Source organism: Sporosarcina sp. QA0331, from assembly GCF_055808055.1.
This window is the reverse complement of the sequence record NZ_CM147850.1, coordinates 2,832,108-2,847,666: the sequence shown is the minus strand read 5'-3', so window position 1 is coordinate 2,847,666 and position 15,559 is coordinate 2,832,108. Positions and strand designations below refer to the sequence as shown.

At 38.2% G+C, this 15,559-nt stretch carries 22 protein-coding genes; 15 read left to right on the top strand and 7 right to left on the bottom strand.

Features of this window, described 5'->3' with window-relative positions; translation table 11 throughout:
* The first annotated feature begins 105 nt into the window (after positions 1-105).
* A complete protein-coding gene (locus AC0L13_RS14450) occupies positions 106-198 on the top strand; it encodes a YjcZ family sporulation protein (RefSeq protein ID WP_153010094.1) in 93 nt (30 codons plus the stop codon).
* Positions 199-246: 48 nt separating this feature from the next.
* On the opposite strand, the gene AC0L13_RS14445 is transcribed toward AC0L13_RS14450, so the two are convergent.
* Complete coding sequence (locus tag AC0L13_RS14445) at positions 247-432, bottom strand: hypothetical protein (RefSeq protein ID WP_060210602.1); 186 nt, start codon at positions 430-432, stop codon at positions 247-249.
* 59 nt (positions 433-491) lie between these two features.
* Positions 492-1,091 carry an HTH-type transcriptional regulator Hpr gene (locus tag AC0L13_RS14440; RefSeq protein ID WP_473640763.1) on the bottom strand — a complete coding sequence of 200 codons (600 nt, stop codon included), beginning with the start codon at positions 1,089-1,091 and terminating at the stop codon, positions 492-494.
* A 496-nt stretch (positions 1,092-1,587) separates the two neighbouring features.
* Here AC0L13_RS14440 and AC0L13_RS14435 point away from each other — a divergent pair, with 496 nt between their 5' ends.
* From AC0L13_RS14435 to AC0L13_RS14380, 12 genes are all read left to right on the top strand, one after another.
* Positions 1,588-1,971 carry a hypothetical protein gene (locus tag AC0L13_RS14435; protein WP_473640761.1) on the top strand — a complete coding sequence of 128 codons (384 nt, stop codon included), beginning with the start codon at positions 1,588-1,590 and terminating at the stop codon, positions 1,969-1,971.
* Between the two features lie 679 nt (positions 1,972-2,650).
* Positions 2,651-3,085 (top strand): NUDIX hydrolase, encoded by a 435-nt coding sequence (locus AC0L13_RS14430; protein ID WP_473640759.1) that lies wholly within the window; start codon positions 2,651-2,653, stop codon positions 3,083-3,085.
* Between the two features lie 60 nt (positions 3,086-3,145).
* Positions 3,146-3,724, top strand: coding sequence for a histidine phosphatase family protein (locus AC0L13_RS14425; protein WP_473647029.1), 579 nt, complete (start codon positions 3,146-3,148; stop codon positions 3,722-3,724).
* Between the two features lie 119 nt (positions 3,725-3,843).
* A complete protein-coding gene (locus tag AC0L13_RS14420) occupies positions 3,844-4,473 on the top strand; it encodes a histidine phosphatase family protein (RefSeq protein ID WP_473640757.1) in 630 nt (209 codons plus the stop codon).
* A gap of 64 nt (positions 4,474-4,537) precedes the next feature.
* The gene (satA, locus tag AC0L13_RS14415) at positions 4,538-5,062 is read left to right on the top strand and encodes a streptothricin N-acetyltransferase SatA (protein ID WP_473640755.1); all 525 of its coding nucleotides are present in this window, start codon (positions 4,538-4,540) and stop codon (positions 5,060-5,062) included.
* Between the two features lie 124 nt (positions 5,063-5,186).
* Positions 5,187-5,498 (top strand): hypothetical protein, encoded by a 312-nt coding sequence (locus AC0L13_RS14410; RefSeq protein WP_473640753.1) that lies wholly within the window; start codon positions 5,187-5,189, stop codon positions 5,496-5,498.
* 61 nt (positions 5,499-5,559) lie between these two features.
* Complete coding sequence (locus tag AC0L13_RS14405) at positions 5,560-5,802, top strand: hypothetical protein (protein WP_473640751.1); 243 nt, start codon at positions 5,560-5,562, stop codon at positions 5,800-5,802.
* 428 nt (positions 5,803-6,230) lie between these two features.
* On the top strand, positions 6,231-7,169 hold the full coding sequence (locus AC0L13_RS14400; protein ID WP_473640749.1) for a M23 family metallopeptidase: 939 nt from the start codon (positions 6,231-6,233) through the stop codon (positions 7,167-7,169).
* A gap of 271 nt (positions 7,170-7,440) precedes the next feature.
* The gene (locus tag AC0L13_RS14395; protein WP_473640747.1) at positions 7,441-7,824 is read left to right on the top strand and encodes a hypothetical protein; all 384 of its coding nucleotides are present in this window, start codon (positions 7,441-7,443) and stop codon (positions 7,822-7,824) included.
* 96 nt (positions 7,825-7,920) lie between these two features.
* A complete protein-coding gene (locus AC0L13_RS14390) occupies positions 7,921-8,715 on the top strand; it encodes an alpha/beta fold hydrolase (RefSeq protein WP_473647027.1) in 795 nt (264 codons plus the stop codon).
* Positions 8,716-8,744: 29 nt separating this feature from the next.
* Positions 8,745-9,017: a DUF4190 domain-containing protein gene (locus AC0L13_RS14385; RefSeq protein WP_473640744.1), complete on the top strand. Its 273-nt coding sequence runs from the start codon at positions 8,745-8,747 to the stop codon at positions 9,015-9,017.
* 165 nt (positions 9,018-9,182) lie between these two features.
* Entirely contained in the window at positions 9,183-10,040 is an 858-nt protein-coding gene (locus AC0L13_RS14380) for a hypothetical protein (protein ID WP_473640742.1), read from the top strand.
* 8 nt (positions 10,041-10,048) lie between these two features.
* Here the strand turns inward: AC0L13_RS14380 and AC0L13_RS14375 are convergent, their stop codons facing one another.
* The 5 genes from AC0L13_RS14375 to AC0L13_RS14355 form a co-directional block, all read right to left on the bottom strand.
* The gene (locus AC0L13_RS14375; protein WP_473640740.1) at positions 10,049-10,225 is read right to left on the bottom strand and encodes a hypothetical protein; all 177 of its coding nucleotides are present in this window, start codon (positions 10,223-10,225) and stop codon (positions 10,049-10,051) included.
* Between the two features lie 141 nt (positions 10,226-10,366).
* On the bottom strand, positions 10,367-10,729 hold the full coding sequence (locus AC0L13_RS14370) for a YtxH domain-containing protein (RefSeq protein ID WP_473640738.1): 363 nt from the start codon (positions 10,727-10,729) through the stop codon (positions 10,367-10,369).
* Positions 10,730-10,904: 175 nt separating this feature from the next.
* The gene (locus AC0L13_RS14365; protein ID WP_473647025.1) at positions 10,905-12,023 is read right to left on the bottom strand and encodes an RNA-guided endonuclease TnpB family protein; all 1,119 of its coding nucleotides are present in this window, start codon (positions 12,021-12,023) and stop codon (positions 10,905-10,907) included.
* A 294-nt stretch (positions 12,024-12,317) separates the two neighbouring features.
* The gene (locus AC0L13_RS14360; RefSeq protein WP_473640736.1) at positions 12,318-12,842 is read right to left on the bottom strand and encodes a tryptophan transporter; all 525 of its coding nucleotides are present in this window, start codon (positions 12,840-12,842) and stop codon (positions 12,318-12,320) included.
* A gap of 115 nt (positions 12,843-12,957) precedes the next feature.
* Positions 12,958-13,383, bottom strand: coding sequence for an HIT family protein (locus AC0L13_RS14355; RefSeq protein ID WP_473640733.1), 426 nt, complete (start codon positions 13,381-13,383; stop codon positions 12,958-12,960).
* Between the two features lie 151 nt (positions 13,384-13,534).
* Between AC0L13_RS14355 and AC0L13_RS14350 the strand changes: the two genes are divergently transcribed.
* Both AC0L13_RS14350 and AC0L13_RS14345 read left to right on the top strand, forming a co-directional pair.
* Complete coding sequence (locus tag AC0L13_RS14350; protein WP_473640730.1) at positions 13,535-14,284, top strand: ABC transporter ATP-binding protein; 750 nt, start codon at positions 13,535-13,537, stop codon at positions 14,282-14,284.
* Positions 14,268-15,479: an ABC transporter permease gene (locus tag AC0L13_RS14345; protein WP_473640729.1), complete on the top strand. Its 1,212-nt coding sequence runs from the start codon at positions 14,268-14,270 to the stop codon at positions 15,477-15,479. The genes AC0L13_RS14350 and AC0L13_RS14345 overlap by 17 nt, the downstream gene beginning before the upstream one ends.
* The last annotated feature ends 80 nt before the right edge of the window (positions 15,480-15,559 follow it).

Below are 15,559 nucleotides of genomic sequence, written 5' to 3'. Positions count from 1 at the left end.
ATACTATAACATAAAAACGTCCATAAAACAAAAAGGTTCCTTACCGAAATGCCTAAAACGATAAAAGTCCAACGCATAGGATACAGAGAGAGAGGAGGTGCTCCAATGAGTGGATATGGCCAAGGCTCTTCTGGATTCGCTTTGATTGTTGTGTTGTTCATCTTGTTAATCATCGTCGGAGCTGCGTTCATTTACTAAAAGAAAAAGTCCAACTCCCTGTTAAAAGGGAGTTGGACTTTTTCATCCTTATACGTTCAATAAGACTTCAAGATAGAACGAAAGAATTAAGATCGTAATAAGAATATTGACGGTACGATATATTTTTGGTTGCTTTTCTTCAGGGATTTCCCGTGATTGACATAGAGCGAATGTCATCTTGTTGATTTGGAATAAATAAAACAATGAGAACATGACAGTTACGATAAGGATCAAATCAATTCCTCCTCTTTACAGCTTCACTTTATCATAGCAGACATTTGAGGAAAATGACATTAATTTTCTTCGACGGCCTGTAATTCGGGAACTTCTAGCGACTCTCGTTGGTTATGGTCCAAGGAAACTAAGTCATCATCAAAAGAATTATCAATCCGTTTAAAGCCGAGCTCAAAGATTTCCATGAAGTCTTCACCGTAAATATTCCGGATGACAGACATGACTTCTAAGAACTCGGGAAACTTCCCATAAATGCTTTTTATTGGAAGTGAGCCGTCCAAGATGCCGTGTTCGGAGTCATAATAGTGTTCATTCATGCCAGTAATAAGTTCTTCACCTTCTTCGGTGACTGATACATATGTATTCCGACGATCGTCTTCTTTTTTGAAGAATTGCAAGTATCCTCGTTCTTCAAGCTTTTTGGAGAAGTTGAAAGCTGTGGAAACGTGCATGACGCCAAATTTTGCGATGTCAGAGATAGTTGCACCTTGGAGATGGTAGGCGATCCATAGAATATGGTGTTCATTAATATTCAAGTCATAAGGTTTTATCCATTGCTGCCAGTCTTTTTCGACAGCTTTCCAAAGTGCTTTTGACATCTGGGCAACGCGTTGACTATAAATCATTGCTTCTTTTTGGGAAAACTTTTGCTCAGCCATAAGATACCTCCAACATCAAATAGTTAGTCTTTTTTCATTATAGCAGGAAAACTTCAAATTAAAAAGTTGAAATTCCAAAAATACTATATATTCTTAAATGATTTTCTGTGTCAATATGAAATTGGTCGTATTTACCAAGCACATCGAAGCAAAAAAAATATTCTGAACGCGTTGATTTCCGTTTCAGGCGGACGGTGAACCGTTTTGGCATTCCTGTTCGCAACACTTCGCATTTGCTCGCAAATGCCATTCTTCGTAACAGTATTCGCTAGTCCCCCAAGAGTCGCCGCCTTCCGCTACAATCAACTAAGTTTCGTATTTAAGAACTATCAAAACGAAAGAGTGTCATTGTTAATTTAGGTATTATTTGAATAACATCTTTGGCAGTCGTGCTTAATTGTAGTGGGATAATTCCTTTTATACATTCGTATATTTAAGTTAAAAAGGAAGTGGACAGACGAAAAAGAGGAATGGTGCTTTAGTTGGCACATTGATTATGTTGTTTATTTTGAGCCTGTCATTTTTGAACATGTCCTCGTTAAAAGGAGAAAAGAATGAAGCTGCCTTTTCTATAAGTTCTGAAGCAGATAAGGAACTGGAAAGAGCGGAGGAGATGTCAAAGGAGATTTTTAAAGAGGGAGGCTTGTTGGAACAAGTGACCGTGAAGTTAAAAGAAAAAGGTTATGAATTTCAAACGTTGCTTGCGGTTTTTTCAAAAGAAGATATCCGAGTGAAATATGTTCTAGTAAATATAGAAGCTGGTGAATCCGTGCAAGATGAGATAAGAGCGATTTTCTTTGATTCAGTTCGAAATAGCAATCTAGATGCCAATTCGTTTGAGCTTAAAATTGGTGATAGCAATGATGGTCCGGATTGGTGAAAAGAAATAGGTCTTTTATTCAAGATAAACAGCAAGGAATTAAGGAGTAATTCAAAGAATATTCCATTTTATTTCGAATCGTGATACAGTTGATTTACGAATAAATACTTCCAAATATTCCTGTATTAGAAAAGTCGTAAGTGAGGTGGTTCCCGTGACAATATTCATTATGTTAGGTGTACTCTTTATTGTGAACTTTGTTGTTTGCAGTTTTGTAAGTATTCTATTCCGGCAAACTCGGAAGGTCGATTGGGGAATGTCTCTCGTAATGAGTTTTATGATCTCGATTGCTGCTATAGGGATATTGGGAGCCTGACAATAATAGTAACACCTTCGATGATGTTCACATAACAAGTGATCAATCGGAGGTGTTTGTTTGTATTAGTATTTAGATGGTAAAGGGAAAGGGAGTAAACTGTCTGGAATTCGATGTAAGACCTAGAAAAGGATTCTAAGATCAAACGTATGTACCAGGTCTGATAAACAGCGTGATAATTGCATGAAGATGAAAACTTTATACTTAGCAATAACGGTAATATTGATGATGTTCATTGTTGGTTGTACGAATAACCAATATGAAGAAGAAATGACTGATAGTTATGAGAGTATTAGAAAAATCGCTTGGGAATATATCGAGAAGCAAGGTTGACTTGTATAGCGAATTAAGGGAGAAAAGTGTATGAAAAGAGTCAATGTTGTTTATGTGCTTTTATTCGATGAAAATAATGAAAAAGTATTAATGGTGAAAAATAAAGGGGAGGGTTCATCTTACTATACTCTTCCTGGTGGTGCAGTAGAAGATGATGAAACATTGGAGGAAGCAGCAATTCGTGAGGTTAAAGAAGAGACTGGAGTAGATGTTGAAATAGACGGTATTCTAACTGTCAGTGAAGCATTTTTTGAAAAGAGAGGTCATCACACTATCCTCTTCACGTTTAAAGGGAAAATAATTGGAGGAGAATTAAACATCTCCTATCCTGAAGAAATTGAAGAAATTACTTGGATGGAATCAAGTTTGGCAGAAAGCTATATACATATACCAATAGAAATGAAAGGATTAATAAAAAACAATTCTCAAGTACCGTATATTTTTAGGGGTAAGGTTATTCATTGACTAACCGTTTCGTCGAAAGAGATGTATAGAATATGATGAAGGACAAAGGGGAGAATCAAAATCACTGAAATATGCTTAATTAGACACGGAGAAACTGATTGGAATGCAATAGGAAAGCTTCAAGGAAGAACGGATATCCCATTAAATGAAAATGGAATTTTACAAGCTAAGGAAAGTAGTGAATTCCTTAAAACATCACATTGGGATGTCATCATAACTAGCCCTCTTAAAAGAGCAAAACAAACAGCGAAAATTATAAATAGCAATGCCAATGTATCTCTTGTAGAAATGGAAGAGTTTTTGGAAAGAGACTATGGGGATGCTGAAGGAATGGCATACGAGGAAAGGAAATCAAAGTTTCCGGATAATATATATCCAAATCAAGAAGAAAGAACGTCTCTTAATAACAGGGTCATGCAAGGTATTGAGAAAATAAATCAAATGTATGAAGGCAAGAAAATACTTCTTGTTGCTCATGGTGCAGTGATTAATGCTATTTTAGCCATATTATCAGATGGTAGGATAGGGGCGGGAAAAACCAAATTAATAAATGCATGTATCAGTAATATTTACTTGCATCAAGATAAATGGCATATACAAGACTTCAATCAGATTTCGCATCTTTCAAAGCACATCTAAATTGGATGGAGCAAGACTGGATGAATAGTAACACCTCGATTGTTCACTTAACAAGTGCTAATCCGTAGGTGTTTTTTCATGGAAATACGACGGCTTAAATGATTATAGGGGGAAATGGGATGAGCAAGTTAATCTTGATTCAGCATTGCCAATCGGAGCATCATGTGAATAATATGTCAGGTGGTTGGACGGATACTCCTTTAACTGACTTGGGTAGAAAACAAGCAGAACTGCTTGGAGAGAAGTTAACAGGATTGGTAGAGGAAAACGATTTTACTCTGTATTCATCTGACTTATTGAGAGCATCTCACACCGCGGAGATAGTCGGAGCGCAGTTAGGTGTAGGTGTCATTCATGATCAAGGACTTCGAGAAATTAATACGGGTGTCGCAGCGGGTAAAACAAAGGATTGGGCGAGGGCAAATAGAAACCCGCGGACGAAGAGTGGATTGGATTTAGATTATCGTGAGTTTCAAGATGGTGAAAGCTGGCGAGAGTTTTATAGTCGAGTTTGCAGTTGTATGGATAGAATATATGAGTTGAAAAAGGATAAACATCTCGTGATTGTCACACATGGGGGGACCTTGGGATACATACTTGCTTGGTGGATGAAATTCGAACCGGAAATGATCGTGAATGCATACTTCTCCTCATCTGTAGGTGGCATTACTGTACTGAGTCAAAATAGTTATCAGCAAAACGTTGTGATTAAATTTAATGATACATCGCATTTTGATTTAATTAGCTGATGTGGTGCGATGGCCTTTTCTTCTTCAATTAACGGGCACGTCTTTCAAATGGAAGGAGATTGATATGATAATTAAAATGACTCGATTAAACATGAAGGACTTTAACGAGCCAAACGAAGACTTTATTGTTTTTGGGAGAATTGTACCGACGTTTGTCAACTATGTTTGGAACTATACAGAGGAGATATTTCCTGAACCTTATTTCAAGAAGTATGAAAATGATGAAATTGATATGAGCTACGTTGAAGAAGATGGGAAAGCAGTATTTTTATATTACGATAAAAACAGATGCATAGGTCGAATTAAAATAAGGTCAAACTGGAATGGATTTGCGTTAATTGAGGACATCGCTGTTGCAAAAGATTATAGAAAAAATGGTGTGGGAAAAGCGTTATTACATAAAGCTTTTGAGTGGGCAATGGAGAAGAACTTTATTGGTTTAATGCTTGAAACGCAAGATATTAATATATCAGCCTGTCGTTTTTATGCCAAAAACCACTTCGTAATAGGTGCTGTAGATACTATGCTATATTCAAACTTTCCAACAGCAAATGAAATTGCGATTTTTTGGTACTATAAATTTAATTAATTGCAGATAAAGAGAATGTTGTTGCTAATATACCCGTTCTACTTGTACCCCCAAAACTTATGAAGTAATTGGATATATAGCAGGTGAATAAAAAACTATTAAACTAATGCAAGTAAGTTGAAAAGTGGATTCTTATACGCTTGTCGAAGTAGATAGATTAGAAAGGTATGAAATAGTGGAAAGAAAGTTTAGTAAGTTTTCTGTTGCATTAATTATCATTGGAATTTTCACTACGTATATGGGATTCCTACCATTTAATATTTTGGGGTGGTGGGGAATATTCATTGGTTTTGGTATCTATCTAACGGGCTTTGTGCTTGGTATCTGTGCTTTCTTTAAAAAAGAAAAAGGGTTTATGAAGTATATTTCGTTACTTTCCATTTTATCAAGTGTTTTATTTATCGCATTTCTTTATGGAGTCATCGGCGAAATTTAAGGTAAATAATTTAGTGATGTAATTCACGGGGCGGTTTAGATAGTGAAATACTACATTTGTTATGGAGGTGTGTTTTATGAACATAAAAGAAGTAGATAGCAAAGTGATTATAGATGACTTTGAATTTTATGGTCAAATTGAACAAGAAAAATATTGTTCTAAGTGCAGGTCTAATTTAATTTATTATGATGACTATGATACATATTTTTGTCCTAACTGTAATTATTGGATTGAGTCTAAATGTAGTGATCTTAATTGCAAATATTGCTCTAATCGACCAGAAAAACCATTACCACGGAAATAGTGTTATTGAACAAACTATTTGAATGTAGTGGTTTAGCTATTTCCGGCCTAATAGGCGCGTAATAGGGGTAATGATTCAAACTTTTGGGATCGTAGCCATTATCGACTCTTACTAATAATGTATTTTTATTTGGCTATGTTAAAGATAAAGGTTGATTTATAGTAAAACGGTATGGGCACATGTACCCTTCATCTGATTATGTAAAATGAGAACAAGTTAGTGAAGGTGTACACTTAATCTAACGAAGCAGGTTAGCACAACATTGAGTATCGTATCGTCGTACATAAGTGGGATATACAGCGCAATAAAGAAATGTTACCAAACGAACGTTTGGGAATATATAAAAATTTGAAACTTCCAATAAATATGTTTCGTATAAGTAGATGGATGGAGATTTCTTATTCAAACGATGAAATTGGAGGATACAAATGTCAAAATTAGATTTAAATAATTTCGGACAATACTTTATCAATGAAGAGTTTGAAATGCTTTATAAAGCTACATCAACAGATTTTCAACAACTGCTAGGGTTAAATGAATTTCAGAATGTCTGTCATTCTTATAAGCAGGGTATAAAGGAACTAGAGAAGTCTTCTGAAAAGGAATGGTTTGGTACAACACAAGTTGTCTGGTTAAGCCAAAACAAAGAAAAAATGATTCAGTTGGCATACGACCAAAATCAAGTGATTACAAGTCTCTATTTTAAACCTTCTATAACTTATCCCTCTGACCAAATATTGACCAAAAAAAAAAAAAAATTTTGGGGTGGTACAAATGAATTTGATAATTATCATTATGCCTACGAAAACCAACGCTATGCTTATGATTTAGTGCGAGTAAAAAATGGGTCAACATATGAAGGTACAAATTTAATAAATGACAATTATTATGCTTTTGGTACAGAAATTGTCGCTCCTTTACATGGAAAAGTCGTAAAGGTGGTAAATGGGATTAAGGATAATGTACCGGGGGAGATGGATGAACAACATCTAGCAGGTAACTATGTCGTGATTGAACATCCAAATAAGGAATATAGTATGATTGCACACTTAAAAGATGGCTCGATAGTAGTTAAGGAAGGTGAACTTGTTAAAGAAGGGCAGTTAATAGGGCAGTGTGGGAATTCTGGAAATTCGTCAGAAGCACATATCCATTTCCAAGTAATGGACCGCCCACAATTTGAAAAAGCAAAATCAATTCGTATCCAGTTCCAAGATCAACTCGAACCAGTACAGGGTGATATAGTGAATCCGTTGCCTTTTGTGGCTAATAAAATGGATACTTTCGATAAAATAGATAACTCTTTAACATTTACGGAGATAGTGATGACGATTCCGAAAATCATTGGCCAGTATTTTAAAGGATAAAGAGAAATTTATAAAATTTACAATGTCGACCAATGTTAAACAATCCTCAGTTTTTGCTACATTGTAAATCTACAAAAATCTAGCGAGAACAAAGTAAGCTCATGTAATTATGCTTTGATTACCCATTTAGATAATTAAGTTCATAAAGGTAATAATGGTTGTGAAGTATTCTACTTAAACTCACGGGAGCTTTAGTAAAAAACAGACATCAAAATGCAATGAGCTTGGAGATGCAATTCACAGCTCATTTATTATATGGTGGAGTTGCGTTTTGAAAAAAGTAATTGCACTACTTGCATTGTTCCTGTTATCTGCCTGTCAAATGAATAAGAATGATTTAACATTTGTTGGTGAAGGGAAAGATTGGTTAGCTGAAGTAATCGTTATTCAAACGGATGGAGAAGAAACTTATCAAATTCAAATTAAGTACAAAGGAAAAAACTCAGATGATATTGACGCTTTTAGTTATTATGTCGAATCAAAAAGTAATGGAGTACTAGACTTCGGCTCGAATGAGGCTACGTTAAATAAAGAAGGCGAGTATCATAACCAATCATTAAGTTCAAATAGTCCTTCAACGAGTACTGATGATGAGTTAGTTATAAAAGTAGATTGGAACGGTACAAGCGAAAGTTTTGATTTGAGAAGTAAGTAAGTGATGCACGAATAGTTTTTTCGGAGGAGAAACAAAGTGGAAATCTCTTCTGTAAAGATGGGCACATCTTATTTTACAGGGAAAGGAAATACATACATGACTATTTATCATAAAGTAATCGGAGAAGGATTCCCGATAGTAATGCTCCATGGTTGGTCACTTGACCATCAAGTAATGTTACATGCTATGGAACCGTTATTCGAGAAACGAAGCGGATGGAAGAGAATATATATAGACTTGCCAGGTATGGGGCATTCCGAAGTACAACCATCTATTAAGAGTTCAGACGATATTTTAGAAGCGGTAGTCAGTCTGTTGGACGAGATTATCCCTGGGCAACCGTTTGTTATTTGTGGTAATTCATATGGTGGTTATATTGCGAGAGGGATAGCTCGTTTACGGCATGGGCACGTTCGTGGATTACTGCTGATGGCACCAATGACAATACCTGAACTTGGCGAAAGGGAAGTACCCAAGCAAACAGTTCTAAAAAGAGATTCCAACTTAATATCAGAATTGTCTACAGAGGATGCCGAAGAATTTTGCGCCATGGGGGTTGTGCAAGGTAAAACTGAATGGGAAAGGTTTAGAAATGAAATTTTACTTCCTTCAAAACAAACAAACTATGATTTCATCAACGAAATTCGTCAAAGTAGTTATGGCTTTACCTTCGATATTTCATCCAAACTGGAGTACCCTACGCTGATCATTACAGGGCGGCAGGACAATGTAGTCGGATACAACGATGCATGGCGACTAATAGAAGATTACCCAAGGGCAACTTTTGCTGTGCTTGATATGGCTGGTCACAATCTACAAATCGAGCAACCCGATGTATTTAATACATTAGTTCATAACTGGTTAGATAGACTTGAGTCGGAAGTTAATTGACTATAATGCAAACGAGGTGAAAAAGAGAAATGCAAGTTGCTGAGAATACTCAAACAAACAGTAATTCGGTAGTTTCTTTAACGCTTGGTATACTTTCAATCTTACTACCGTATCTCGGTTTTATACTTGGTGTGATAGGAGTTGTAGTTTCAAGAAAAGCGACAAAAGAAATTGTGAAAACCAATGTAGGAGGCCGTGGTTTAGCTACTTCTGGTTTAATTTGCAGCGTAATTGGAATCGTGATTCACACATTTGCGGTCGTGGCTATTATCGCTTTCTTTTCACTAACTACTGTAAATTAGTTTAGGGATTTTTGAAAATGACTAACATGTATTTGAAGCAAGCTTTCAATTTGAATTGTTAGCGCAACTGAAGAAGATCGAAACCTAATCCTTGTATAAATAATGGGGCAGGATAGCTGAAAAAATTTCGGGAAAGATACTTATAAAGAAAAGAGGTGGGCTTTAGTGAAGAAAAAACTCTACTTTCTTTTTTGTATCTTCTTTCTAGTGAATAATACTGTTATTTTTGCGAAGCAAGGAGCACTCAACCAAATAGCTGTTAATCCGATCAAGTCAGCCAGCAGAATGGTTGAAGAAATTAAGAAGGATACCAATCGGCCTTTTTGGGAGCAATTAACGACGCATTCATTGGAGCATTCTGATGTTCAAACTATCAAAGTTGAAAATAATTCCGGACTTCAGCGTGTGTTCAGCATCAATGATGGTTTTCAAGAAAGTGTACTGAGAAAAGTGGTCTACTGGCTTAATAACTCTAGCCGCGTGGATGGAACAATCGAGTTATCTTTAGATAACCCATCCAATAAGTTGACGTTACAAATGTCAAATGATTATCTGATCAACATTGAACCCGCTTATACATGTGTGACTGACAATGCGCGTATAATATGCACGGCTAAAGAAGGGGAATTAATTGTTTCGGAAAATAAACAAAGGGTCCGAATAAAGTCACAACCTCTTTATGATTGGCTTATGGTAGGGTGGAGAAATGAATTGGATGGACCTACGAAAGAAGAGTTACTTGAAGAGGCATTGTTTTCACGTTATTTATACCTTTTAGACCCAACTTATTCGGAATATTTCATGTGTCCGAAAATCAAAATCGAACCCATTGACGGGGATTCAAGACGACATCTCATTTTTGCTAGCGCTTTAAACTATTCAGGACATCATGGCGGAGATTATAACAAACTTACTTTTTCCGTAAGTGATTCTAATTTAACAGGGCTACAAATAACAAATATAGAAATAAAAAAACATATTTCACAGGAAGAAATCCAAAAACAATGCCAGACGATTGAATAAATATAGTTTTACGAGATGGATGTTGCATTCGGCAAATAGAACCGTCCAAAGCGAGCCGCTCCGCGTCCAAAGCGAGCTGCTGCGCGTCCAAAGCAAGCCATCCCGCGTCCAAAGCAAGCCATCCCGCGTCCAAAGCGAGCTGCTCCGCGTCCAAAACGAGCCGCCCCGCGTCCAAAGCAAGCCATCCCGCGTCTAAAGCGAGCTGCTCCGCATCCAAAGCGATCTACTCCGCATTCAAAACAGACCTCCCAATCACAGAAAGCACCAAGATTAGATCGAAAAAAGCCAAACTCATTATAACTAGAGTTTGGCTTTTGTCATGTCTTTCACTTCTGTTGTGCCGCGATGGATTGTTCCAATTCTGCGAGCGAGTTCTGGATTGCTGAAAGTTCCTTTTCAAGCTTAAGTCTGTTAGTCTCCGTAGAGAGCTGCCATTGTTCGATCGATCCCTTAATTCCATTGACGGCTTCAGGAACTAATTCTTTCGCTTCCTTCGTCATATGAGTGATGGAGTCTTTCAACGCGGAGATTTTTCCTTTAACATCTTGCATTTTATGCTTCATATCAGCTGAAGCGTTTTTAACGGACGAGCGAATTTCGCTGCCTGTTTGTGGAGTGGAAAATAACACAGTGACAGCAGCTGTCACCGAACCTGCAAGTAGCCCAGCGAGAAACGTAGATGCTTTCATGGGGGAGTGCACTCCTTTCATTTTGAATAGTATTCCTTTTCATAGTTTAAGTGAACTACCCGCCACTTATAGACCGCTAAGTCTGTTTAAAGTGGGGACTTCTCGACTTATCGTTGCTTCTGCTAGCCAACGAAAACTAACCGAGCTAACCCTCTTGTTCCAAGAGTTTTTTGTTTCAAGACAGATTTAATAACAGCATTCCTTCATTTTTTATATTGATGGCGGCATTCCAATCCCGATCGGCAACGAATCCACAGTCGCAATTGTAGGTTCGCTCAGAAAGAGGAAAGGCAATCTTTACACTCCCACAACTTGAGCACATTTTGGACGAAGGAAACCACTTGTCAATTTTGATTAGGTGCTTACCTTGTTCATCCAATTTGTATCGAAGATATATTGTAAACATTCCCCAGCCATTATCGGCAACACTTTTGCCTAAACGGAGAGTTTGCGACATCCCTTTTATATTGAGTTCTTCGATGAAGACGCAATCATATCGATTTACCAAATTCCTGGATTCTTTATGCAGAAAGTCTTTTCGTTGGTTTGCTACTTTTTCATGTAGCTTTGCAACTTTTATTCTTTGTTTTTCCCAACGAGAAGAACCTCTTGTTTTCCGGGATAATACACGCTGTTCTTTTGCTAATTTTTCTTCAGCCTGTAGATAAAATCTTGGGTAATTGGCTTTCTTACCCTCTTCGCTCTCGACAAACAGACCGTTCATGGCAAAGTCTAAGCCGACCGAATGGCGGATTTCATTTTTTTGTGGGTTGTGCTCATACTCTGTCAGAATAGATATATGGTATTTACCTGTTGCAGCGCGTGATACTGTACATGACTTGATGACATGATGGGAAGGAATTTCGCGATGCTGCCTTAATCTGATTGGTTGAAGTTTCGGTAATTTGATATAACCATCCAAAAGTTTAATATTTCCGTTGACCATGTTTGTTGTATAAGATTGCCTTGACTTGCGTTTCTTAAACTTAGGATATTTTGATTTACCTGAAAAGAAGTTAGCAAATGAGGTTTGTAGATTCAATTGTGCGTTCGCAAGGGCTAAACTGTCTACTTCTTTGAGCCACTCAAATTCTTTTTTATACTTAGCTGGAGTTGGGAATTTTCGTTTCTTCAGCAAGTCTTTGTTGTCTTTGAATTGTTCATATGCATCCCTTTGTTCAGCCAGCATTATGTTATAGACAAAACGCACACAACCAAAAGTTTTCGAAAGAATTTGTTCCTGTTCCTTTGTCGGGTACAAACGGAATTTATAAGCTTTGTTCGCCATATCAATTCACCTCACTTATTATATAGATCGTCAAATTGCCTTGGAAGTTCTAACTTGATATCTCTCGAACTACTTAATAATAAACTTTGAGGAATTTTGACAACTCTGTGTTTGGACTGATTTTACCATAACATAAAAAGAAAGACCATTTTGGCAATCCGACTGTGAGTTCTTACCTTTAACTATGGAATTCCGCCTATTACACACTTGAAAAGGGATTGCTTTATGAACTGGTTAAAACATGGCAAACAGTTTCGGGCAAATGAAAAAAGCTTCCCCCTGAGGGAAAGCTTGATGTTATTAGTTTGATAATGCTGTTTTGAATGAAGTGCGTTTCAATAATGTCTTAATGATCGGGGAAATGATAAAGAAGGCAACCCCATTCATTGCTATTGCAGGAAGAACGACTGTGACGAACAAAAATCCGAATGGAATGTTTATGCCCATGATGAAGATGGCGACAGATAGGAAGATTGTTCCGGATAACAGTGTTCCGCAGCAAGTGATGATAATCGAAACGATTAAATTGTTTGCGGCTTTTCTGAGCAGTGCAATGACTGCAAAAACGACAAACGCTGTAATGAACTTATCGATGACATTTGGAATGAATCCTCCTGGAAGGCTTGTAAAAATTCCTGAAAGGACTCCTGTCGTAGCTCCGAGCAAAAAGACGCTTCTAACATCCGGAAATAAAAAGATGCCGATGAACATCATCGTCAACATGAAGTCTGGCTTCATGCCTTCCCCATAACCCGGTATGACCAAGTACAAAGCGGCCCCCACTGCTACTAGCAGCGCCATCAACGTAAGATTTTTCGTATTCAATTCTCATCTCTCCTCAACTAGACTCTAATTTTTTCGTTCTCCTGACGTATCCTCGTGATCGGCAGCGAAAACTTACATAAATTATATAGGTAATTTTATGAACTAGCAAGTGACATTAATTGCCGAAGCGGCCTCTAATCTGCTCTGCAATTTCCTTGATACGGTCTTGTGTGAACTCTTCCACCTTCGGATTCCAGTCCGATTGGAAGCCATCCGTTTGATCATATCGCGGGATGAAATGCATATGGAAGTGGAATACAGCTTGGCCGGCTGCCGCTCCATTGTTTTGAAGCAGATTCATTCCAGCAGGCGTGAACTCCTCTTTTAGAACGTTCGCGATTTTCGGGGCAACCGAGAATAAATGGGATGCTTCTTCTTCGGTCATTTCATACAGATTCTCACGATGGTTTTTTGGAATTAGCAAAACATGCCCTTTCGTTACGGGCATTACGTCCATAATGGCGATAACGTGCTCATCTTCATAGATTTTTTCGCTAGGGAGGGTGCCTTCAGCGATTTTACAAAAGATACATGATGTCATTTGAGGTCATCCTTTCCGATTCTACGTCTCCGTTTAGGAGAAGTATTCATTAATGACAACAGTGTAGCATATTTTCTGTTAATGCGTGAAAGATGGACAAAGCATTCCGGTTCGATGTTTGGTAAAATGGAAACAAGAATGGAGGATGACTATGGCGATTCTTGAAGTAAAAGACGTGACAGGCGGATATACACGAAAACCTGTCTTGCATGATTTATCATTTGAAATTGGAAAAGGCGAGCTTGTCGGGTTGATCGGCTTGAACGGTGCCGGAAAAAGTACGACGATCAAACATATTATCGGACTAATGAATCCACATGAAGGCGAAATCGCAGTAAATGGTGTCACGTTTCGTGAAAACCCTGAAGCATACCGTCAAGCGTTCACATATATTCCGGAAACACCGATTTTATATGAAGAGCTTACACTGAAGGAACATCTAGAGTTGACAGCAATGGCGTACGGATTGGATCGGGAAGTGTTCGAGGCGCGCGCTGAAATGTTATTGAAAGAGTTCATGATGGAGAAACGGTTGAATTGGTTTCCATCACATTTCTCAAAAGGGATGCGACAAAAAGTCATGATTCTTTGCGCGTTTTTAGTGGAACCTTCGCTATATATTATCGATGAACCGTTTGTCGGGCTTGACCCGATCGGAATCCGTTCATTGCTTGATCAAATAGAAGAAAGAAAAGCGAACGGCGCTTCCGTACTGATGTCGACACATGTGCTTTCTACTGCTGAAAAATATTGCGACCGGATTATTTTGCTGCATGAAGGACGCGTAAGGGCGCAAGGGACGATGGATGATTTGAGGAAAGCCTTCAACAGACCGAATGCTTCTTTGGACGAGCTATATATTTCGATGACCGGGGACCATGATCATGAACAGCTTGCGTGAAATCTGGAGCGATCGTTTTGTCCGTTACATGACAGAACTGCAAAAGTATATGAAGTTTGTTTTCACAGGTCACATAGCAATCGTGCTGCTCTTTACAATTGGGGCAGGCGGATATGCATACAGTGAATGGTTGAAAGAAGTACCGTCCGAATTCCCTTCTGCAATCATCGCGGCGGTTCTAATCGGCGCAGTATCGTCCATCTGCTCGCCGGTTACATTGTTGAAGCCCGCAGACATCGTCTTTTTCCTTCCGATGGAAAACAAACTTGAAGAGTATTTGAAACGGTCTTTGCGGTATTCGCTATTTTCACAGCTACCGCTGCCGTACATTTTATTTATCATTCTATTACCTTTGCTAGCAGCGACAGATGTTGCAGGGAAGCCTCAATTCTTATTGACTGCCATCGTCATTTTGCTCGTGAAATGGCTGTATGTCGAGACAGAATACCATTATCGGCGTGCCAATGAAGGAGAGGGAATTTGGAAAGACCGCCTCGTCCGGTTTGTGCTAGCAGCGCTTCTTCTCTATGTGATGCTTGCTGGTAATCCTTTTTTCATACCTCTCATCGGTGTGCTTATGGCTGTCTATTATTTATTCTGGAAGAAAAGAAGTGCAGCAAAACCTTTCCCGTATGAACATTTCATATCGTTGGAGCAAAATCGTATGATGCGTTTTTATCGCTTCGCCAATTACTTTACGGACGTGCCGCATTTGAAAGGCTCGGTCAGCCGTCGTGCATGGCTTGGGTTCCTATTGCGCTCTGCACAATTCGGACAAACGTCGCCTCAACGATATTTGCTAAGAAGGACGCTCGTACGCACGGATGATATATTTTGGCTTTGGGTCAGATTGACGGCTTTATCAGTACTAGGTGTTGCCCTCATTCCGTTTCCGATTGTCGTCTATATCTTTATCGGAGCGTTGGCATTCGCATCATCCATTCAATTGGTTCATGCATTGCGGGCGGGTGACGATTTCCGAATGGATATGCTTTTCCCGGAATCTGAAAATACACGGACACCTGCCATACGAAAAACAGTGAGCGGAGTTCAATTATTACAAGCGATTATTGTACTTGTGGTGGGTCTAATTGCAATCGGAATATCCGTGACACCGGTTATTATGGCGGTACTTGTATTTATTGTTTCCGAAGTAACCATTCGAATGTCGAATGAAAAAAAAGAAGAGATTTGATCGGTTATCTGAAAAAGTAATAATAGAATATTCTTAAAAACCTTGCAATTGATCCCGGGATTTATGTATAATAAAAAAAA

Coding starts and splice junctions, on each gene's coding strand:
- AC0L13_RS14450 (WP_153010094.1), top strand. CDS start 106: ATGAGTGGATATGGCCAAGGCTCTTCTGGATTCGCTTTGATTGTTGTG.
- AC0L13_RS14440 (WP_473640763.1), bottom strand. CDS start 1,091: ATGGCTGAGCAAAAGTTTTCCCAAAAAGAAGCAATGATTTATAGTCAA.
- AC0L13_RS14435 (WP_473640761.1), top strand. CDS start 1,588: ATGTTGTTTATTTTGAGCCTGTCATTTTTGAACATGTCCTCGTTAAAA.
- AC0L13_RS14430 (WP_473640759.1), top strand. CDS start 2,651: ATGAAAAGAGTCAATGTTGTTTATGTGCTTTTATTCGATGAAAATAAT.
- AC0L13_RS14420 (WP_473640757.1), top strand. CDS start 3,844: ATGAGCAAGTTAATCTTGATTCAGCATTGCCAATCGGAGCATCATGTG.
- satA (WP_473640755.1), top strand. CDS start 4,538: ATGATAATTAAAATGACTCGATTAAACATGAAGGACTTTAACGAGCCA.
- AC0L13_RS14405 (WP_473640751.1), top strand. CDS start 5,560: ATGGAGGTGTGTTTTATGAACATAAAAGAAGTAGATAGCAAAGTGATT.
- AC0L13_RS14400 (WP_473640749.1), top strand. CDS start 6,231: ATGTCAAAATTAGATTTAAATAATTTCGGACAATACTTTATCAATGAA.
- AC0L13_RS14390 (WP_473647027.1), top strand. CDS start 7,921: ATGACTATTTATCATAAAGTAATCGGAGAAGGATTCCCGATAGTAATG.
- AC0L13_RS14385 (WP_473640744.1), top strand. CDS start 8,745: ATGCAAGTTGCTGAGAATACTCAAACAAACAGTAATTCGGTAGTTTCT.
- AC0L13_RS14375 (WP_473640740.1), bottom strand. CDS start 10,225: ATGGCTTGCTTTGGACGCGGGGCGGCTCGTTTTGGACGCGGAGCAGCT.
- AC0L13_RS14370 (WP_473640738.1), bottom strand. CDS start 10,729: ATGAAAGCATCTACGTTTCTCGCTGGGCTACTTGCAGGTTCGGTGACA.
- AC0L13_RS14355 (WP_473640733.1), bottom strand. CDS start 13,383: ATGACATCATGTATCTTTTGTAAAATCGCTGAAGGCACCCTCCCTAGC.
- AC0L13_RS14350 (WP_473640730.1), top strand. CDS start 13,535: ATGGCGATTCTTGAAGTAAAAGACGTGACAGGCGGATATACACGAAAA.
- AC0L13_RS14345 (WP_473640729.1), top strand. CDS start 14,268: ATGAACAGCTTGCGTGAAATCTGGAGCGATCGTTTTGTCCGTTACATG.